This is a genomic window from Nostoc sp. DedVER02 (genome assembly GCF_034530675.2).
GTDB lineage: Bacteria > Cyanobacteriota > Cyanobacteriia > Cyanobacteriales > Nostocaceae > Nostoc.
This window is the reverse complement of record NZ_JAVRCP020000005.1, coordinates 235709-256884: the sequence shown is the minus strand read 5'-3', so window position 1 is coordinate 256884 and position 21176 is coordinate 235709. Positions and strand designations below refer to the sequence as shown.

Below are 21176 nucleotides of genomic sequence, written 5' to 3'. Positions count from 1 at the left end.
CAACAGTCAAGGTGGTTAGGACATCAACAGATGATGAAACTTAGACACAAAAAGACTTTTCACCCAGTCCCCAGTCCTCAGTCTCCAGTCCCTTGCTATAAAAGTGGTTTTTGTAGGTCGGGTTGAGGTAATGCATCACCCAACCTACACTTACACTTAGGTCGATCAAAGCTTAGAAAAATTAAGGTTTTTCCAGGAAATTTAAAGTACCATTACCACCATCCTTACCAACAGCAGGAATTTCCAGTAGTTCATCTGTGGCTTTGCCACTACCGTCATTGATAACGGATGTAGAGCTACCTGGATGTCCATTGGGGACGAACAGTTGCGGATGGTCAAAAGGCGCTTTTTCATGCCGAACTCGGTCATCAGTCAGACTTTTTAAAAAGGCGACCAATTGCTGTTTTTCTTCCTCTACAAGACCCAATGGGGGAAGAAGGCCAAAGTCACCACCCCGATTGTAAAAATCAACCACTTGCTCTAAGGTCGCGTAACCTCCATTGTGGAAGTAAGGAGCAGTGAGTTCTACATTGCGAAGTCCAGGTGCTTTAAAAGCTCCGGCTGGAAAAATAGTTTCACTAGAATCCAATGGTGGAGTGAGGGTGGGAGGATTTTCACCAAGGAGGAGTTGAAATTTCCCCAACTGAGCTAATCGTACTTCTGAAAGCGGATTACCGAAAGCGTCATTACTACCTAAACTCGGATCGTCTGTAACAGGTGTAACACCGATATTAAAGAACCCATTGTCTTCAGCGGATCTTGCACCAAATGGCGCACGTTTGAGCCGTCCGTCTTTAGCAACACTGCTTACTGAAGCAGCTGTTAATTCCGATCCAGCATGACAACCAATACACAGACCTTTGCCCTCAAACACTTGTTTACCTTTTTGCTGTTCAAGAGTTAGGGGAGCCTTTCCTTCTAAAAACTGATCAAAAGGCGTATCATTAGCAATGAGTGTAGACTCGTATAACTGAACTGCTAGCCCAAAGAATAGCGAGAAGTTATACTCCATCAAGGTGTACTCATTAGTATTCAAGGAGCGATCGGGCTTTTTGATAAAAGTCCTTCTACCTTCAGCATCAACTTGGATAAGTCGATTAGACTTCCACCACTCAGACTTGAAGGCATCTTGAATCAGCTGCTCATAGGTTTTATCTTTGAGTCCAGGTTTGGGCGATCTACTATCTGCACCTAACACGCTGTCTTGTGGATGCACAACCTGCTTACCTAACGGTCTGAGAGGTAATAACTTTTTCGCAAGTTTTCGAGGGAGCTTTTTACCCTTGCTAGCGCTGACGGATCTTTTGTCAATTCGCCCGAACTTATCACCAATTTCTTGAAAAGTCCGACCATCAGCAGACGACTCAAAGGAACTAAGTGGCGGGCCTACTGCTTGGGATGCCAAAGATGAATTCTTCAGACTGATTTTGACAAATTCTAGTTGACTTGGGTTTGCAGCTTTGGCGATCGCAGCGTTAGGATCTCTTAAACCGAAGGGATTCACCCCATTAAATATGTTTTGTGCCCTTCCATCCCAAAAGTTACGAAAGTTAAATGCTGCATCAATCACGCTTGGGGTGTTACGCGGCTCGACGCGGCGCACATTAACGCCTCCCACGTTAAACACTGCATCTGGCTCGTTTGTTACTTGGTCTTGTGCATTACCAGGTCTGACATCAACAAATTTAGTATTGAAGATCCCTTGAGATGAACTGACATCATTACTATGGAACGGAAAATCTTCTGGTTTTAGTTGATAATTTGGTAAACCGCCAACATTAAAAACCGTATCTGGATTCTCTGTACCATCAGAGTTAATCCGCAAAAGTCCAGGAGCAATCTGATTTTTGGATCTATTGTCGGCTCCAGCATGGAAGTGACAACTAGCACAGGCGGTTATTCCGTCGCTCCCAACCTGCATATCCCAAAAAAGAGTTTTTCCTAACTTGATAGCGGCTACTTTGTCTTTTACAAAGTCTCCAAGATTGTCAGGCTCAGGAACCGATATGCTTTTGAGTGAAGCTATTGACGGCGTAACCTGTGCGGATACAGTATTTCCAGCTATTACTGCCGCCATAATAATGACAGCAATTGTTAAAGTCTTGGAAAATCTTGATCTCAAATAGTTAAGCTTGCTATCTTTAAATCTCCACTTTTGGCGCTTTATTTTTGTCACCAAAGATTTGAATAAGAATCGATCTTTTGAGATCAGTAGCAAGTAAATTGATAAGCCTGTAATAAAGATTACTAAGCTTAATATGGGTATAATCCCCATAGTTTTTGTAATAGAATAACACCTATATAAGTATATACTTACGTAGTACTTTTAAATATAATATTCATATAAAGTAACTAATCAATTTACAAACTTTATGTAAACAAAAAGTGTCATAAGGCTAACAATAAATTCAGTAAGGTAGATAAAATGTTATACATTTAATTTGCATTATCTAAACTGTTAGGATGATTTCTCAATAAGAGCTTGATAAAATGTTAGATATGCAAATCAGCAAAAATTTACTTGTTAGGGTAATAATTGTTGAATCAATAGGACATTTCCCTAGTGTGGCTACTAAAGTCTCATTCATATTCAATCTAACTTTTCCCATAAGGCAATCTGGTAGTGATGCGTTCAGGGTTTCCTCTAAGAAAATGAAAAGGGCGATCGCTGAAAGGATAATGCGTTTTTTACTCTTTGAGATTAATCGCCCGATCGCGAAAATAACTGTTGAAGTGCGCCGTTCTTAGAGGATGCATGGCGATCGCTCCCCCTCACAACTCTCAAACCCTGCGAAAATCCCTGTATCAAATATACCAACTACCATGTCTGGCAAAGGATTTGGTCAATGTAAACCCACAAAAATAGTACAAAAAGCATCCTGCAATTATTGCTAGTAGGGACTCGGAGCCGGTTCTCCCACACTGTTAGTCCAGATGTCGTCTGGCAGCGATCGATCGCGGTGACATACCCGATCGAGGTCAGGATACGTGATTGTGTCTACTGCCGCTCGGTTGCCGACTACTAGGCATCGCGTTGCCTTGGCGCTGCGATTCTCAAGGAAGTGACCTACCGCCACTCCTGCTTGAAAAGTTGCAGCGTCGCCAGGACGTAATACAGTCTTTGTGTCTCCTTCAATGAGCGTGATCTCGCCTTCGAGAACATAGACCATTTCATCCTCAGCACTATGCCAATGCTTGATAGATGAACAAGAGCCAGGTTGCAGAACTTCGATGAACGCGCCAAACAGGGTAAGCCCTCCTGCTTCGCTGATCCAGAGGGTGCGATTTGGCTCGTGCGCGGTGTGAGAAGGGCTTTCCTCTACGACGAAAAGATCGGGAGTGATAACAGTCATACTGACACCTTTAGGAATTCTGGGGCATATATCTATTCCATTATGTCTACTAGTCTGGCAAGGGAATTTTGCGTGGTGGCAAGTTATCGGGCAGAGGTGTCCAGAGGCAGATACCGTTGGCTAAATATTACTTAGCATAAAAACGGTAGATTTATCGTGTAATACATGGAAACAATAGCTATAGCTTACTGTGTATTACATGAGAAGAAAAAAACTAAGTTAACTGCCTCAATTATCAATAAACTAGTAGTTCGCCAAGTGAACTTGGCGGGGTAAAGGGGAAGGGGGAAGGGGTAAAGGGTTTAAATCCCTTGCCCTTTTCCCTTTCCCCAATCAAGAGTCCTCACTTAGCATTTTTGGGTTGGCAGACTACTAGAAGAAATACTTGTGGCAAATCAGATATGTTTTAATTTATCATCAGCCCTACTTTGAGTAGGATATTAGAATGTCACTACATCAAAGTTCTGGTCGCTGGCGCTTAGGGCTAGCATTATCGCTATTGACGGTCTTATTGTGGGGAATTTTACCTATTGCTCTGGCAATAACTCTGCAAGTGCTTGATGTCTATACCGTTATTTGGTTTCGCTTTTTAGTATCATTTTTGTTACTTGCCCTGTATTTAGGAATACATGGTAAATTACCAAAGTTAGAACAACTGCATTCTGCTTCTTGGAAATTATTAGCGATCGCTACACTATTTTTAGGGATTAATTACTTTTTTTTCATGCAAGGTTTAGCACTAACATCACCTGCTAACGCTGAAGTTCTCATTCAATTATCTAGCCTTCTATTAGGTTTCGGAGGGTTAGTGATTTTTAAAGAACGTTACCATCTGTATCAATGGATTGGTGTCAGTGTAATGATTTGTGGTTATGTTTTATTTTTTCGTGAACAACTAACAAATTTAATTACAGCGCATGGCACATATATACTAGGTAGTATTTTGATTGCTCTAGGAGCGACGGCTTGGGCGATTTATGCTTTAGCACAAAAGCAGTTATTACAATCTTTATCTTCCCCCAGCATCATGTTAATTATTTACGGGGGGTGTGCTTTATTATTCACTCCTCTAGCCAGAGTAAAATCACTTTTTCTACTTGACCCTTTCCATTTAGGAATGTTGGTTTTTTGTGCTTTGAATACTTTAATCGCTTACGGTGCTTTTGCGGAATCGTTAGAACATTGGGAAGCATCACGAGTAAGTGCAGTATTAGCTTTAGCTCCCATTGTGACATTAATCTTAGTTGCAGTTGTATCAGTCATTGCACCTACTTGGATACCAGCAGAACACTTCAGTTTTATCGCAATATTAGGAGCGGGTTTAGTAGTTACAGGCTCAGTAGCGATCGCACTGGGAAAAGCTAATTAATAGGAATAAGTTTCAGAATTTTTACTGATTATTTCCATCTAGTGAATTTGTACCATCTTTAAAGCTACAACATAAACACTGAGGCAGAGTATTTTTTATTTGTTATGATTTGATAGTGAAGGCAAACTACGGGGTCAGCTTCTTGTAAGAGAAATATTTTACCCATCTATGTGACTCTGTAGTATCTGATTTTTGATTTTATAGCCAAAAAAATTCTTGAAGAAGAATTCAACAATCAGAATTTAGGAGTCAGATAAAGCTTTCTACATTCGCAAGTCATACATAATTCATACTGAATCATAACGACTGACTCCTAAATTCTGTTTTGATAAAATTGAGGCTAAAAACTTTAAGTAAACTAAGCAGGGTGTCCGAATAACTACCAAAGCCAACACTTGATAAAACAAGATCACCGAAACAGTTGAGCGATGAATAGTTTGTTTGGTAAATGGGCCAGCAGCCTAAGAAAAAATTCCCTATTGCTGGTTCTTTCAACACTGCTGCCAATGTTTGGAATTAGTAATTCTGTTTTGGCAGCAGAGCGGATTTATGCATCTTATTCAGCTTTAGAGCTTTCCATTTCAGTTAACACTTTAGAAAACTATGCCAAAACAGGCGTAATTAACGAAGACTTGGCAGCGTATCAGCAATATCTGCCTCTAGAACAGCTTCAAGAATTGCGGCAGATTTTACTTGAACGCGTGAAAGTTACTCCAGTAGTACTTTCGCAACTTCTCTACACACCGCAAGGAGAATTTTTACTGCATCGGTTGGCACAAGTTATTAAAACCAATCAACCAGGATTTGGTAATTTGCGTTCAGCGCTAATTTCAGCCTCTGCTGAATCGGGAGGCTTGACACTTTTGAACGTGTTGCGTAAGTATCCCAACAGCAGCATTCATCTTGATGTCGCAGGGACTTTAGAAATAGCTACAGAATTGGAGAAACTTGTTAACCAAACCCATAGTGCGATCGCAGCAGTTTCTCAAGAGTCTAAAATAGAAGCTGCTAGCATTTCACAACCAAATTTCTCACAATTACCTAATTTAAAGGTTCCGGGCAAGTTTAAGTCGCAAAAATACACCTTAAAGTTTTTCGACTCAAAGCGCAATCGGCTTTTATTGACTGATGTTTACATTCCTAATGAAAAGAAAACCGCACCCGTAATTGTGATTTCTCACGGCTTGGGTTTAGATAGTAGCAACTTTCAATATATAGCTACGCACCTATCTTCTTACGGATTTGCCGTTGTCGTTCCCAATCATCCTGGTAGCGATGCTAGACAATTGCGTTCTCTACTAAAGGGACGCGACAATGAAATAGCAGAACCAAGTGAATTCAAAGACCGACCTTTGGATATCACATATATACTGAATCAATTGGAAAAAGATAATCAATCTGATTCACGGTTTAAAGGTCGCTTAAATCTGCAACAAGTCGGAGTATTTGGTCAATCTTTGGGAGGCTACACAGCCTTAGCCCTAGCAGGCGCTAAAATCAACTTTGAGCAGCTAAAACAAGACTGTCAACCAGCAGCACTACAAAAAACCTGGAATATGTCTTTACTGCTCCAGTGTCGCGCTTTAGAATTGAGCATTAGCAAGTCTGGCAAGGATTATAACCTGCGGGATGAGAGAGTGAAAGCTGCGATCGCAGTTAATCCTATTACTAGTTCTATTTTCGGCAAAGCTGGCTTAAGTCAAATCAAAACTCCAGTAATGATTGTCAGCAGTAGTGATGATACCGTTGCACCAGCTTTATCTGAGCAAATTCTACCTTTCTCCTGGTTTGCAAACTCACAAAAGTATCTCGTGACGCTTGAAGGTGGCACTCACTTTTCCACCATTGGTAATGGCAACCCTGCAAATCAACAAGTAGCATTACCTGCCGATATGATTGGTGATGCTTCTCAAGCGCGTCGCTACATGAATGTTTTGAGTTTACCTTTCTTCCAAACCTACGTTGCAGGAAAGCCGCAATACACCCCTTATCTAAACGCCGCTTACACTCAAAGTATTTCTAGTAAGTCTCTTGGTTTGAGTCTCGTCAAGTCATTAAATACAACCGAATTAACACAATTACTGGATATAAAAGGAGCCAAAACTGTAAAAAAAAAGTTCCCAACACCATAGTCAGCTTCGGATTTTGGATGTTGGATATTGGTGTTGCATTGCTGCATGTGATGATTTTTATTTGATTTGAACAGACGTAATTAATTACATCTGTGAAGTTTATTTGCGTCTTTATAAAATCAGAGGCTCAATTCTTGCTTGCACTTCTTCAATTAGAGCCTCTTCAACTTTTTCTACAAACAAAACCTTTCTAACTTTCCAGTCCAGTGATTTGATCTGATCGGCTAGCACTACGCCACTAGTTATCATTTTGCCAGGAAGCGGAACCTCAAAGTTAAGACCTTTTTTTTGATTAGTAATTGGACAAACTATAACAATAGAAACCATTCGATTGTATTTTTATGGCGACATAACTAAAAAAGAACGATAGCCGATTTGCTCACGCTCTTGAGGTTGTAGTTCAGCATTAAGTGTTTCAGCAATATCTTCAAATGATATTCCTGATGTTTTTAGTGCTAATACACGTCGGATAGAATCAGCCCTAATTTGCTTTGTAGTTCCACAGTCTAACTTGACAATATCACCCCTATCTGGAACGTATGGTTTAACTATCAAACTTCATTCCCCACAGCAGATCCAGTATCTATTTCAGAATAGAAATTATCTGGAGTCATACCTTCCAATAATTCATCAAGGGTATATTTTTTTCGCTGCTGCGGCGTGATTACAATACTATTGCCTGAGACACTGAAAGTTATGTCTGTCCCCTCTTTTAGATTAACTTGTTATGGAAGCGGTAACATACTCTACCCGATCTTCTAATTATTTGCCCTTACCTACTTACCTCGAAAAACCATAACAAGCACAGATGATATGCGATCGCATTCATCCTTATCAGCATATACTTTAAAGAAATGTGACATTTAATTGCGCTATTGTAAAATTCAGCTTTACATAAGTTGATTTATGAGCCAGCCTAAAAATACTACTGCCCAAGCGACTGCTCTGACTAACCACGATCACAAACCTATTCATATACCTGGCTCTATTCAACCTCATGGTGTACTACTAGCACTCAGTACTCAGCTAGAGATACTGCAAGTTAGCAACAATACCCAAGCATATTTAGGTAAAGAGCCAGAAGATTTGCTCGGTAAGCCGTTGAGCTATTTACTCGAAGTTCAACAAGTGGAAATTGTAAAGCAATGCTTGGCAAAAAAAATTGGCAATGCGAATGCTTTTAAAGTATCAATAAATACTTTAGATCAAGAACGAGATTTTGATGCGATCGCTCATCGTACAGAAGAGGCTGTGATTTTGGAGTTAGAACCGACAGCCTCAAAATCTGAAGTGAGTTTCTTAGACTTCCATGCTTTGGCAAGTGTTGCGATCGCAAAAATGCAAAGGACATCAAACCTGGTAGAATTTTTGCATCTAGTGGCTGAAGAAGTCCAAAAAATCATCGGTTTTGATCGGGTGATGGTCTATCAATTTGATGAGTCGGGAGCGGGTTCTGTTGTTGCAGAAGTTAAACGGGAAGATTTATCACCTTATTTAGGACTCCACTATCCCGCTACAGATATTCCAGCGCAGGCTAGAGAGTTATACACGCGCTGCTTTCTCCGATTTCTTCCTGATTTGACGGCTGAACCTATCCAGCTAATTCCAACGCAAAATCCGATAACACATCAGCCTCTTGATTTAAGCTACTCTGTGCTACGGAGTTTTGATTGGTGTTGTGCTGAATATCATCAAAATATGGGAGTGAAGGGTCTTTTAGTAATTTCACTCATTCAAGATCAAAAGCTTTGGGGATTAATATCTTGCCATCATCAAACGACAAAGTATATTTCTTATGAAGTACGCAAGATGTGCGAATTTTTGGGACAAATTGTGTCTTCAGAATTAGCGCACAAAATTAGTAATTCAGAATGGGACTATAAGGTAAAGCTCAAATCCCTACAGTCGGAGTTTTTAGAGTCTATTTCCCAAGCAGACAATTTTATCGATGCCTTAATAAAACCCGAAATCCGCTTGCTGGATTTTGTCAGTGCCTCTGGAGCAGCGGTTTGTCTGGATAATGAAATTAACCTCGTGGGAGTAACACCAAATATAGATGAGGTGCGGGCGTTAATAGAATGGGCAGATAATCAAGTTAGTGACAACTTGTTTTCTACCGATTCTCTACCGAAGCTTTACCCGGAAGCGCTGATATTTAAAGATACTGCTAGTGGTTTGTTGCTGCTGCGAATTTCTAAAGTCCAGCGCTATTATATTCTTTGGTTTCGCCCTGAAGTCATCCAAACGGTACACTGGGCAGGAAATCCACAAGAATCAATTCAAGCCCAGACAGATGGTAACTTTAGCCTACCTGTGCGAAAATCTTTTGCAGAATGGCAAGAAACAGTTAGATTAACTTCTCTACCTTGGAAAGCTTGCGAAGTTGAGAGTGCGATCGCTCTGAGTAATGCGATCGTTGGTATTGTCCTCTCAAAAGCGGATGAATTAGCGAAAATTAACTTGGAGTTAGAACGTAGCAACCAAGAACTAGCATCCTTTGCCTACGCCGCTTCTCACGATCTCAAAGAGCCTTTGCGGGGCATTTATAACTTTTCTACGGTGCTGCTAGAAGACTATGCCCAAGTCTTAGATGATGATGGAATTGAGTGCTTGCAAACAGTAGTGTCCTTATCTGTACGCATGGAAACTCTGATTAATGCTTTGCTGCGACTCTCGCAGTTAGGACAAGCACATCTGAGAGAGCAAGCAACCGATCTCAACGAATTGCTCAACCAAGTAATTGATGTTTTTCGTGCGAGTCGCCAAGACTCTGGGCTTGTGGATATTCGCATTCCCCGTCCTTTACCAACCATTCAGTGCGATCGGGTTCTTGTTAATGAAGTCTTCAGTAACCTGCTTGGCAATGCATTCAAATACAACGATAAAGCAGAGCAATGGGTTGAGATTGGCTACTTAGATGAGGGACTAGGGAGTAGGGACTGGGGACAAGGGGACAAGGGGACAAGGGGACAAGGGGAAAAGGAGAATACCCAATCCCCAATCCCCAATCCCCAATCCCCAATCCCCAATCCCCAATCCCCAATCTTTTATATCCGAGATAACGGTATTGGCATTCCACAGCATCACCTAGAAACTATCTTTAGATTATTCAAGCGCCTGCATTCCCAGGAAAAATACGGTGGAGGAGCAGGTGCAGGATTAGCTATTGTTAAAAAGATTGTTGAGCTTCATAACGGCCGAATTTGGGTTGAATCTACTGTAGGCGTTGGCTCTATTTTCTATTTCACGCTGGAATAGTTTAATATAGTAACCAAATATATATTTTTGTTAAGCTCTTTTAAGACCACGAATGATAAAAAAACTTCATGAACCTCTGCTTGTTGTTGAGGACAGCAATGAAGATTTTCGGATGCTACAACGTCTGATGCGGCTCATGTCTGTCCAGAACCCCATACATCGTTGTACTAATGGGGATGAGGTTTTAGAGTTCCTGTATCGACAGGGGAGCGATGCCCATAGCAAAGGCGAAAACTTACCCAACTCTAAAGTAGCATTACGACCCTCTGTAATCTTGCTCGATCTGAATTTGCCAGGTATCGATGGCCGTGACATTTTAGATCGGCTCAAGCAAGACAAGAGTTTCAAGGAAATCCCCATCGTTGTTTTTACCACATCATCTAACCCCAAGGATATTGAGTTGTGCTACCAAAAGGGTGCAAATGGATATCTGGTAAAGCCGATGGATGCTCAGGAACTAAAAAAGACGATCCAGGCATTTGTGGACTACTGGCTTGAAGCCAATATGCCGCCAGTGTTGGATTAATTTTTTTATTGTCCGTTGCTGAGATAGTAGAAAAAAAGGATAATAAAAGAGACGGCTCAGAGGGCACGAAGACATTTACCTCTTTGAGTCACTGTGTCTGCTTGTCTCTTTTAAATTCTTTTTCTCCATTTTTTTGTTTTTCAGTATTTGATGTTTCTTTAGGATTACTAAAGAATTTAAATTTTATTTACACTTATTTTATATTATTTTTAGAATTATGCAATAAAAACTAATCTGGATAAAAGGGATCTACATTCCCAATCCTCATACTTGTATATGTTGGACATAAGGACGCTACTCATCATTGATGATTGTGCAGCAGATCGGAAAATCTATCGCCGATATCTGTTGAAAGATCCGCATCAGTCCTACCAGATTTTTGAGGCAGACTGTGCTGAAGAAGGACTTGCTTTGTGCAAAAAAATCCGTTGCGATGCGATTCTGCTGGATTTTTGCCTACCTGATATGAGTGGGATCGAACTATTCGATCGGATGCAGCAGGAGATATTTAAGACTTCTGTACCTGTAATTATGTTGACAGGGCGGGGTGATGAAGAGATCGCTGTGCAGGTGATGAAACGAGGTGCGCTGGATTATTTGGTTAAGCACAATCTGACACAAAATGTACTGCAATTAGCAGTCCGCAATGCGATTGAGCGATCGTGCTTGCAAGCCCAACTCAGCAAAACTCAGGAACGACAACGCTTAATTGCCACAACTGCTTTACGAATTCGCCAGTCTCTTAACCTAGAGCAAATTTTGAATACGGCTGTAGCAGAAGTACAGCAACTTTTGAAGTGCGATCGCGTAATGGTTTATCAGTTCGCCCCAGATACCGAGGGTAAGATAGTTGCCTCATCAGTTGAGTCATTCCGCACTGTGGCATTGTGCGATCGCGTCGGGGATCGGGGGCTGGGGGCTGGGGACTGGGGACTGGGGACTAGGGACAAGGGGACGAGGAGACAAGGGAGACAAGAAGACAGAGAACTGATGAATAGGGAAGACGTTTCCCAATGCCCAATGTCCAATTCCCAATTCCCAATTTCCAATTCCCAATCCCCAATCCCTTATATTTATGAACTTGGGTTGTGTAATTGTATCAGCCTGAAAGAGCAATTTAATACTCAGGCAAATTTGGTGGTTCCCATTAATTTGAGTAACAATGGCAACCCAACTCCCAAGCTTTGGGGTTTGTTGATTGCTCACCATAATTCTGAGGAACGACAATGGCAAACTGATGATGCAGAAATGCTCAATGAAGTTTCGGTACAGTTAGCGATCGCTATCCAACAAGCTGAATTGCTAGCTCAAACTCAAGCAGCCCTTGTCAAAGAAAAGCAACTCAATGTATTTAAATCCCAAATTATTGCAACGGTTTCTCACGAGTATCGAACGCCGCTAACTTCAATTTTGGCGGCTGCATCAACTTTGACAAAACATAGCCAGCAACTGGATGAGTCTAAACAACAGAGGTTTCTAGGAATTATTGAACAGAAAGCAAAGTATATGTCCAAACTCGTGGATAATATGCTTCTGGTTAACCAATTTGAACTAGAAAAACCCAAATTTAAGCCAATTCTGCTTGATTTACTGCAATTTTTTGCCGATCTGATCGAACAAGAGCGAGAAACAACAGGCGATCGCCACGAATTAATTTTTCAAATTACTGGGCATACCCAAGGCTTTTGGGGCGATCGCGGGCTTTTGCAGCAAATTTTTATTAACTTAATGTCTAATGCAATTAAGTATTCCCCAGATGGAGGGACTGTAGAGTTCCATCTGATTGGTAAAGAATCACAAGTAATTTTTCACATCAAAGATCGGGGAATTGGTATCCCGATTAGAGATCAAGAAAATTTATTTCAATCCTTCAGTCGCGGAAGTAACGTTGATACAATCCCCGGTACAGGTTTAGGACTTGCGATCGCTAAAGGTTGTGTCGAGTTACATGGTGGCGATATCACCTTATCTAGTGAAGTGGGGCAAGGAACGAAAGTTACTGTTAGCTTACCGAAGATATTCCCAATTGGACAACTCTCTTCATCATCAACCTGACCTATGCTCCCCGACTAGGGACTTTCAAATAAAAAAATATCCCATCCCTACGGGACGCTACGCGTAGCTTGCTTCCCCAAAGGGGTACGCTTTTAGGGCAGGGGGCAGGGGGCAGGGAGCAGGGGGAGAAAAAATCGTTTTGATGCAGTGAAATTGGATAATTTATTTCTTGGAAGTCCCCTAGAAACTGAAAATATTTTAATTTGCATCCTTCAAAAAATAAATCTCTTGTGGGGTGGGCATCTTGCCATTAGTTATGCAAATTAAATGCACCACAGCTTATCAAAAGCTAAAAAGTTTTGCACAAGCCTTACCACACGGCTATTTTAGTGTAGCTTTGGACAATAAAATATAATCTATTAGTATTTCTTCTGTTAATACTAAGTATTTTTAGGCAATCGCTATTAAACCAATGCTAAATACTTGTTTTTGGCGATAATTGAAACCTTTTTTACATTTATTTCTCAAAAATTTATACTTTACTTAAGTATTCTATCCATAGTATTGTGTACTTAACCTAAACTTCACATCGTCATGTGCGACTTTCTCTGAAAGTAGCCCTCAACCCCTTCCCTACTAGCCTTGGGGAGCAAAAATCAAAGTCTCTCTCCTGAAAAGATAGAGGTTTGATAAGAGGTCAAAATATTAAGTCGCACATCGCGTCATGATGAATTTTGATTATTTGAACCCTTCGCGGAATAAGGGTTTAAGCAAAAAATTGCTGAGTAAATAAAGGTGAAAAAATCTATTCACCTGTAAATTTGTTCAAGTAAAAACACTTAAATTATTATGACAGCACTCAAACTTGATTCGCTGCCCACTAAACGAAAAATAGATTGGGTTGATTATACCAAAGGTATTGGTATATTTTTGGTAGTGTTAGGACATACTCTTGGTGGTTTGCGAGACAGTTCAATACTAGAGTCATCACAAGGATTGAAGTTGATTGTGGATTGGATTTATGCCTTTCACATGGCTTTATTCTTTTTCATTTCTGGGTTATTTGTTCAGCGATCGCTATCAACAAAACCATTTCGAGATTTTGTCAGTTCTAAAATAGCTGTAATTGTCTATCCCTATTTTCTTTGGTCAATATTGCAGTCACTACTTCAAATATTTGGATCTCGGTACGCTAATACTAAAATACCATTAAGTTCTATCTGGAAAATTGTCTACAATCCAGTAATGCAATTTTGGTTTTTATATAGCCTATTTATCATTTTTGTACTTTACGGTATTGCCTATAAGCTAAAAGTCTCCCCAGTTATATTTTTTATTGGTTCTACTTTAGTTTCATACTTAGATACATTAGGTGTGAATTTTGGTGATTGGAGCGTTTTGGAAGCTGTCATTCACTGCTCCGTTTATTTTTCTTTAGGTGTAATATTTGGTAGCAGTACTTTAATGCTAACAGCTGATAAAGTTAACACTTATATGCTCATTTTAATAAGTTTAAGTGGATATCTTGCAGTAGCGCTAGCAGTTAAATTACAAATTAACCAGAACTATTTCTTTACTCCCATAATCGCATTCATCGGCATAAGCGCCTCAATAGCTATGGGAATTTTACTATCGCAATTAAATGTTGCCAGCTTTATAAAAAAGTGGGGACTTTTATCTTTAGAGATTTTTTTGGCTCATGTAATTTTTACATCCGTTTTTCGGTTAGGGCTTTACAAAATCTTTAATTTTACAGAACCAATCACACATATTGTCTTGGGAACAATAATTGGTCTTTATGCACCTATTGCTCTGGCTATTATTTGCCGCAGAGTAGGGTTTAAATATATGTTTACGCTCCAATCTCGTCACTAATAGTGTATGTAAAAGCTATACAGTAAGTATTGATTTTGTGTTATCCCAAGGTTTTCTCAACTTAAACAAACCATTTGGCTGGACTTCCCACGACTGCGTAGCGCGGGTGCGAAAATTGTTACGCCTCAAACGTGTAGGACACGCGGGAACTTTAGATCCAGCTGCTACAGGGGTTTTACCAATCGCCCTTGGTAAAGCCACAAGATTATTACAATATCTGCCAGAGAACAAAGCGTACATTGCCACTATTCGACTGGGTGTGCGTACTACAACTGATGATTTGCAAGGTGAAATCGTCACTTCTCAAGCTTGTGCTGGATTGAGTTTGGCAGAGGTGAAAACTGTATTAGCACAATTTAAAGGCAAAATTGAGCAGATACCACCTATTTACAGTGCAATTCAAGTTGATGGTAAACGCCTCTACGATTTAGCACGCCAAGGGAAAACGGTGGAAGTTCCAGTGCGAACAGTGGAAGTTTTTCGGATAGATATTTTGGACTGGAGAGAAGGGGATTTTCCGGAATTGGATGTGGCGATCGCCTGCGGGAGTGGTACATATATTAGAGCGATCGCTCGTGACTTAGGTGCAATTTTAGAAACTGGTGGTACTCTTGCGGCTTTAATCCGTACCGAAAGTAGTGGTTTCGGTTTAACAGATAGTCTCACCTTGACTGATTTGGAAGCACAACTACAAGCCGGAACATTTCAACCCGTTTGTCCAGATGCAGCTTTACAACATTTATCATCTGTTACCTTACCAGTAACATCTGCTCAAAAGTGGTGCCAAGGTCAGCGAATTTCTCTAAGTTTTGATGTTCCTGAAATAGTGCGAGTTTATGATCAAGAAACTCGCTTTTTAGGTATTGGACAATTGCAAGATGAAGTGTTGATCCCTCAAATGGTTTTTGAACCGATTTCTTAATATCTTAGTTATAGGTCATTGGTCATTTGTCAAGAAGAATAATATAACTAACTACTATGAAAGAAAGGTTAGACCAGATTGAAGCGATTCTAGAACAGACGGGACAAAATACTGAAGCGATCGCTGTCTTCGCTAAACAGGAGAACGAGAAGTAATGAGCGATCGCTATCTTACCACTGCTGCACGTCTCAATGTTTACATCCAAGGTCAAGGATTCCCCATTCTAGGTTTACACGGTCATCCTGGTACTGGTCGTAGTCTTTCGGTCTTTACCAATCATTTATCAAAACGCTATCAAACTATTGCCCCTGATTTACGCGGATATGGCAAAAGTCGCTGGAATGGCAATTTTGATATGAATGACCATTTAACTGATTTAGAAGCGCTGCTAGACCGCTTAAATATTGAAAAATGCCTAGTATTGGGATGGTCACTTGGGGGCATTCTGGCAATGGAATTGGCATTGCGTTTACCAGAGCGCATTACAGGGCTGATTTTAGTAGCGACAGCCGCAAAACCCCGTGGTAGTCATCCTCCTATCACTTGGCAAGATAATTTATATACTGGCGTTGCTGGTCTACTAAACTATATAAAACCGAGTTGGCAATGGAATATTGAAACTTTTGGCAAGCGATCGCTTTTCCGCTACTTAGTTCAACAACATACATCCACAACTTACAAATATATCGCTAAAGAAGCAGTAACAGCTTATTTACAAACCTCACCGGCTGCTACTCGTGCCCTCTATAGTGCCATTCAATCGGGATACAATCGGCTTTCAGACCTGCCACAAATCCAATGTCCTAGTTTGGTACTTGCTGGCGAGCAAGACCGTCACATCACATCAGATTCGAGCTTAGAAACTGCTCGACACCTCCAAAATTCTCAGTGGCAGTGCTATTCAAACACCGCCCATCTTTTCCCTTGGGAAGTCCCCCAGCAGATGCTGAATGACATTGATCATTGGCTGGAAGAATATCCGCAGGTAATTCGTAATTCGTAGTTCGTAATTCGTAATTAAAAATCGGGTTAGAGTAAAAGACATCTATTACTCGCCCCATTATGGTTGAAATTTAAACTCTCATCCATAACGTAATTACCAATTGTTAATAGTCCAAGGGCTTTTAACTCTCAATCAGATAATTCATAATTAAAACTCGAAATTACGAATTACGAATTACGAATTATGAATTATCCTGATTTTCGCCTAACTTAAATCTGACCGCCAAAGGCAGGCTGTACTTTGCGGTCAAATCTTTCCCCCAAGTCTTCAGCAATTGTTAAGGTATTAGGTTTACAACGTTTGACACGCACGGTAATTCCCGTAGCTCCTTCGACTTCCAAATCTTCTATGTATCCAATGCTTGAGAATTTTGCATCAGAAGAAGTCAGAAACGGCCCAAAGTAGTAAGTACATCGGGGATTTTGCGTCACAATCTCTACCCACCAAGCCAAGCCGATGGAGTCGAATGTGTTAATCAACACTTCCTTGAGGTTATGCCAAAGGGTTTTCATGATTTTCGTTGATTTATGAACGTCTACAGGGTGTTAAACGATATGGTTGCTTTATTATCTTTTACATTTCTTTATACTCTGTTACTGTTATTTTTTCAAAGAAATTTTTTGTAACTTATCTAAATAATGCGTATTTAGCGATCGCTGGCGATAAACTTCATAAAGCGCCATTCCTGCTGCTACGGAGGCATTCAGGCTGGGAGTCTTACCTTGCAGAGGAATCGACACCAAAAAATCACAGGAACGTTGAGTCAACATACCCAGACCTTCGCCTTCTGAGCCGATTACCAAAACGATTGGGCCTCTGAAGTTTACAGTATGCAAGGGTTCGCTTCCAGTTGCAGCAGTGCCGTAAATCCAAAAGCCAGCTTCTTTTAATTCTTCTAAAGCGCGGCTGAGGTTTACAACTCTAGATACAGCGAAGTTTTCTAATGCACCTGCTGACACTTTCATCACAGTAGAAGTGATTCCAGATGCTCTTCTTTGGGGAATTACCAATCCTTGAGCGCCTATTGCTTCGGCGGTGCGAATTATGGCTCCTAAGTTGTGGGGATCGGTAATTCCGTCAGCGACTATAATAACGGGATCGGTTACAGATTTAGATTGTTCAATAAGATCGGGCAATTCGATGTAGCCGTAGGGAGCAGTTTGTGCCGCCACACCTTGATGATTCGCCCCATTGGTGAGATAGTCCAAGCGCTTGGGTTCAACTTCATCAATAACTGTGCCATTTTCCTTAGCTTGCAGGAGAAAATGATGAAAGCTGGGATCGTAGCGCAGACGGGTAGTAATCCAGATGCGGTTGAGGTTGCGCTGTTTTTGCAACGCACTCAATACTGGATGGCGACCGTAGATGAGATCGTTATCTTCTTCTGTCGGTTGTGCAGATACAGGCGACTCGGAGAAGTTGCTATTTCGTTGTCGGGAATTACCAGAAATGGGGTTACTATCTATTTTCCGGGGGTTGCGAGTCGGATTTGCCGCAGAAATGGGGTTACTATCTATTTTCCGGGGATTGCGAGTCGGATTTGCCGCAGAAATGGGGTTACTATCTATTTTTCGGGGATTGCGAGTCGGATTTGCCGCAGAAATGGGGTTACTATCTATTTTTCGGGGATTGCGAGTCGGATTACTAATAACACGCTTACCTTTAATTTTTATGGGTTTCCCACGCTTTGGTTCGCCAGTAGGAGTGTTAATGATTTTTCTGGGTTGATTCTGCATTTGATTTATGGATATAACTTATGGTTGAACATACCGATTAGCGTAATTTCTGGAACTTCATCTACTGCTGTACCTAATTGTTGTGAAATTGAGTTTTCACTCTTTTTCTACATGAAGCATTTGCAACAGTTCGGTTAGACGCGGGTAATCGGTGAGATATAAGTAGCCTATTAGAGTTTCTAGACTAGTTGCCTGTTGATAAATTTCGGGATTAAGTCGCTTAGGGCGGCCTGTAGCGGCATTTCTACCCCGTCGGACAATTTCTAATTCGGTGTCCCTCAAATGGGGAGTTAGCGATCGCAAATGTAGCGCTTGTGTTTCTGCTCTTACCTGCTCCACTACCAGACTGTGGTAAATTCCTGACCGCTGCAATGGCAGCAGATAGAACATTCTAACATACAACTCATAAATTGCATCCCCCAAATATGCTAAAGCAGTAGGAGAAATTTGTTGCACTTGTGAGAGGGAAATCTGTTGGAATGGCCCTGTGGTTGCCAAGAGTGCTTGAGTCCAAGATAAACTCTGCTTAGGAGTTTCATCTTGTCCATCTAATAGTTCCTCCTGTGACTTCACAAATAAATCATTCCTTGACGGGCTAGATTTGGTAGGCATTCTTCGCAAAGACTGATTTTTAGGAAGTATGCCATGATAGTATACTTAGCATAATCAATACTATCAGAATTACTTACTAATTTCATCTTTTTGATTGAGATTTGGCATTTAAAATCACCCTGATGTTAACGCCCATAAACCAAATTTTGCCTACTTATTGTAGTCTGTATTTAAGATAGGGTAAAATTTGAATATCAAATACACCCTGTTACGCGATCCCATTGTCATACTTACTTAGTAAGCGACAATTTTCAATTGTACACGATCAAGTCGATTTGATATATACAAACATGTTATTTGTATTTTTATAAATAACTTTTTCCGACTTGATTATTTATCCGATATTCTAGCCAATAATTCTAGCCAATAATTATATACCCGATAATTGGGTGTCTATATTCCTAAATTATAGCTCAACTGGCTTTTTGCCTCTCCCATAACAAGAGAGGGAAAAAACCAGAAGTTTTAAAAATTAAGCTACCCGATGTTGAATCTGGATAGCAAAATTGATCTCTCGGTTCCAGCAATCAAGACTACTTGACGTTTTCTAGAGCTTCTTCAACTGATTTTTGCAGGGAGAGAAACTTCTCTAGACGAACAAGCTTGACCGTTTGAGTTACGCGGGCATTCGTGACAATTTGCAAAGTACCCTCAGCAGTTTGAGCCTGCTTGGCCAGCTGCACCAGAGCGCCCAAGCCAGAGCTATCAATAAAGTCGATTTGTGAGAGATCCAAAATAATGTGCTTAGGGCCCTCTTCAATCTTACTGCCAAGCACTTTGCGAAATGTAGGCTCAGAAAAGGCATCTAACAAACCTGTGAGGCGGAATAGCTGGCAGTTATCCCGGACTTCACGAGTACCCCTCAGGCTAACGGTTAGATTCAGTGGTTCAGCAATAATTCCCTCCTCATGAGTTAAAGTGAACGCTCAAGTATAAATGGTTTTTGAGCAAGTTGTCTACGATCTTTTGGGGCATTGGGCATTGGGCATTGGGTACTGGGAAATCTCTTCCCCTCCCTTAGTCCCTAGTCCCCAGTCCCCAGTCCCCAGTCCCCATTTACCTAACCTCGGCTGTTGCGGCTTGACGTGCTGTTCGCATGGCTTGAACAAATTGCTCAAACAGGTAATCAGCATCGTGTGGGCCAGGACTGGCTTCTGGGTGATACTGTACAGAGAATACAGGTAGAGATTTATGACGTACCCCGGCAATGGTGCGATCGTTTAAATTCAGATGGCTGACTTCCACAACTGCTGTAGGTAAAGAATCTGGGTCAATAGCAAAACTATGGTTTTGGCTAGTGATTTCTACCCGTTGTTGTAAACCCGCAGGCTGATTTAAACCACGATGACCAAATTTTAGTTTATAGGTTTCTGCCCCTAATGCATGACCTAAAATTTGATGCCCCATACAAATACCAAAGATGGGTTTTTGACTTAACAAAAGCGCTTTGGTAGTTGCAATCCCTCCAGCAACGGCAGCAGGATCGCCCGGCCCATTAGAGAGAAACACACCATCTGGATTGTAATTGAGGATTTCTTCTGGTGGCGTATCAGCAGGCACAACAATTACCCGACAGCCGTAACTTACTAAGCGTCGCAAAATATTGCGTTTTATGCCAAAGTCAAGAGCAACAACAGTAAAGGCTTCCCCAGGATTTTCCGCAGCCTCAGAGTTGAATTCCCAAGCTGGAATTGTGGGATCTGACCACTCATAAGCTGTTGAGGTGGTGACTTCTCGAACCAGATTTAATCCAGCCATGTTGGGAGCCGCTAGTACCTGTTCTAACAATTCCGCCTCATCGAGAATGGTTGTGGAAATACCACCGTTCATGGCTCCAAACATCCGAATTTTGCGGGTGAGGGCGCGGGTATCGATGCCGTAGATCCCTGGTATTTGGTTTTGTTTGAGGTAGTCTGGTAAGGATTGTGTCGATCGCCAGTTACTCGGACGCGGACAAATATTTCGGGCGATCGCACCCCGCACCTGGGGGCCATCTGATTCCTCATCTTCAAGATTAATCCCGGTATTACCTAATTCAGGATAGGTAAAAATGACGATCTGACCGCAGTAACTAGGGTCAGTTAGGACTTCTTGGTATCCGGTCATGCCAGTGTTAAACACCACTTCTCCGATCGCGGTTCCCGTCGCACCGAAAGACCAACCGCGATAAGTAGTTCCATCTGCCAAGACAAGTAAAGCAGGTATTGCGTCAGTCAGGGGCATAGTAAATTGGGGGATTAGGGATTGGGGATTGGGGATTGGGGATTGGGGATTGGGGATTGGGAAAACTCTTCCCCACCTAGTAGTCTGCCAACCCAAAAATGCGCTTGTGAGGGCTGGGGAAAGGGGAAAGGGTACTGGGTTTGGGATTTAAACCCTTTCCCCCTTCGCCTTT

The 21176-nt window shown here is 41.3% G+C and carries 18 protein-coding genes; 9 read left to right on the top strand and 9 right to left on the bottom strand.

All coding sequences use genetic code 11. The annotated features are described in order from the left end of the window. Positions 1–181: 181 nt before the first annotated feature. Together RMZ41_RS09155 and RMZ41_RS09150 are read right to left on the bottom strand one after the other, a co-directional pair. Positions 182–2275, bottom strand: a complete 2094-nt coding sequence (locus tag RMZ41_RS09155; RefSeq protein ID WP_409875000.1) for a cytochrome-c peroxidase — start codon at positions 2273–2275, stop codon at positions 182–184. A 616-nt stretch (positions 2276–2891) separates the two neighbouring features. Beyond that, the gene (locus tag RMZ41_RS09150; protein ID WP_322734524.1) at positions 2892–3200 is read right to left on the bottom strand and encodes a cupin domain-containing protein; all 309 of its coding nucleotides are present in this window, start codon (positions 3198–3200) and stop codon (positions 2892–2894) included. Between the two features lie 18 nt (positions 3201–3218). Between RMZ41_RS09150 and RMZ41_RS09145 the strand changes: the two genes are divergently transcribed. The 3 genes from RMZ41_RS09145 to RMZ41_RS09135 all read left to right on the top strand — a co-directional run bounded on the left by RMZ41_RS09145 (position 3219) and on the right by RMZ41_RS09135 (position 6854). Continuing rightward, positions 3219–3488: a hypothetical protein gene (locus tag RMZ41_RS09145; RefSeq protein WP_322644579.1), complete on the top strand. Its 270-nt coding sequence runs from the start codon at positions 3219–3221 to the stop codon at positions 3486–3488. A gap of 310 nt (positions 3489–3798) precedes the next feature. After that, positions 3799–4722 carry a DMT family transporter gene (locus RMZ41_RS09140; protein WP_322644391.1) on the top strand — a complete coding sequence of 308 codons (924 nt, stop codon included), beginning with the start codon at positions 3799–3801 and terminating at the stop codon, positions 4720–4722. Between the two features lie 428 nt (positions 4723–5150). Next, entirely contained in the window at positions 5151–6854 is a 1704-nt protein-coding gene (locus RMZ41_RS09135; protein WP_322644392.1) for an alpha/beta hydrolase, read from the top strand. A gap of 111 nt (positions 6855–6965) precedes the next feature. Here the strand turns inward: RMZ41_RS09135 and RMZ41_RS09130 are convergent, their stop codons facing one another. Both RMZ41_RS09130 and RMZ41_RS09125 read right to left on the bottom strand, forming a co-directional pair. Further along, the gene (locus tag RMZ41_RS09130; protein ID WP_322644393.1) at positions 6966–7181 is read right to left on the bottom strand and encodes a type II toxin-antitoxin system PemK/MazF family toxin; all 216 of its coding nucleotides are present in this window, start codon (positions 7179–7181) and stop codon (positions 6966–6968) included. A 12-nt stretch (positions 7182–7193) separates the two neighbouring features. Then, positions 7194–7409 (bottom strand): hypothetical protein, encoded by a 216-nt coding sequence (locus RMZ41_RS09125; protein WP_322644394.1) that lies wholly within the window; start codon positions 7407–7409, stop codon positions 7194–7196. Between the two features lie 351 nt (positions 7410–7760). Here RMZ41_RS09125 and RMZ41_RS09120 point away from each other — a divergent pair, with 351 nt between their 5' ends. The 6 genes from RMZ41_RS09120 (at position 7761) to RMZ41_RS09095 (ending at position 16433) form a co-directional block, all read left to right on the top strand. Then, positions 7761–10112: an ATP-binding protein gene (locus RMZ41_RS09120; protein WP_322644395.1), complete on the top strand. Its 2352-nt coding sequence runs from the start codon at positions 7761–7763 to the stop codon at positions 10110–10112. Positions 10113–10164: 52 nt separating this feature from the next. Next, on the top strand, positions 10165–10638 hold the full coding sequence (locus RMZ41_RS09115; protein WP_322644396.1) for a response regulator: 474 nt from the start codon (positions 10165–10167) through the stop codon (positions 10636–10638). A gap of 276 nt (positions 10639–10914) precedes the next feature. After that, positions 10915–12693, top strand: a complete 1779-nt coding sequence (locus RMZ41_RS09110; RefSeq protein ID WP_322644397.1) for an ATP-binding protein — start codon at positions 10915–10917, stop codon at positions 12691–12693. A 789-nt stretch (positions 12694–13482) separates the two neighbouring features. Then, positions 13483–14508 (top strand): acyltransferase family protein, encoded by a 1026-nt coding sequence (locus RMZ41_RS09105; protein WP_322644398.1) that lies wholly within the window; start codon positions 13483–13485, stop codon positions 14506–14508. Positions 14509–14545: 37 nt separating this feature from the next. Continuing rightward, positions 14546–15430: a tRNA pseudouridine(55) synthase TruB gene (gene truB, locus RMZ41_RS09100; RefSeq protein WP_322644399.1), complete on the top strand. Its 885-nt coding sequence runs from the start codon at positions 14546–14548 to the stop codon at positions 15428–15430. A 154-nt stretch (positions 15431–15584) separates the two neighbouring features. Further along, on the top strand, positions 15585–16433 hold the full coding sequence (locus RMZ41_RS09095; protein ID WP_322644400.1) for an alpha/beta hydrolase: 849 nt from the start codon (positions 15585–15587) through the stop codon (positions 16431–16433). A 209-nt stretch (positions 16434–16642) separates the two neighbouring features. On the opposite strand, the gene RMZ41_RS09090 is transcribed toward RMZ41_RS09095, so the two are convergent. From RMZ41_RS09090 to carA, 5 genes are all read right to left on the bottom strand, one after another. Then, positions 16643–16945 carry a DUF1816 domain-containing protein gene (locus RMZ41_RS09090; protein ID WP_114083179.1) on the bottom strand — a complete coding sequence of 101 codons (303 nt, stop codon included), beginning with the start codon at positions 16943–16945 and terminating at the stop codon, positions 16643–16645. An 87-nt stretch (positions 16946–17032) separates the two neighbouring features. After that, on the bottom strand, positions 17033–18169 hold the full coding sequence (gene rlmB, locus RMZ41_RS09085; RefSeq protein ID WP_322734522.1) for a 23S rRNA (guanosine(2251)-2'-O)-methyltransferase RlmB: 1137 nt from the start codon (positions 18167–18169) through the stop codon (positions 17033–17035). A 96-nt stretch (positions 18170–18265) separates the two neighbouring features. Further along, entirely contained in the window at positions 18266–18742 is a 477-nt protein-coding gene (locus RMZ41_RS09080; protein ID WP_322644570.1) for a Mini-ribonuclease 3, read from the bottom strand. A 572-nt stretch (positions 18743–19314) separates the two neighbouring features. Beyond that, on the bottom strand, positions 19315–19680 hold the full coding sequence (locus RMZ41_RS09075; protein WP_083782327.1) for an STAS domain-containing protein: 366 nt from the start codon (positions 19678–19680) through the stop codon (positions 19315–19317). Positions 19681–19837: 157 nt separating this feature from the next. Then, positions 19838–21004 carry a glutamine-hydrolyzing carbamoyl-phosphate synthase small subunit gene (gene carA / locus RMZ41_RS09070; protein ID WP_322644402.1) on the bottom strand — a complete coding sequence of 389 codons (1167 nt, stop codon included), beginning with the start codon at positions 21002–21004 and terminating at the stop codon, positions 19838–19840. Between the last annotated feature and the right edge of the window lie 172 nt (positions 21005–21176).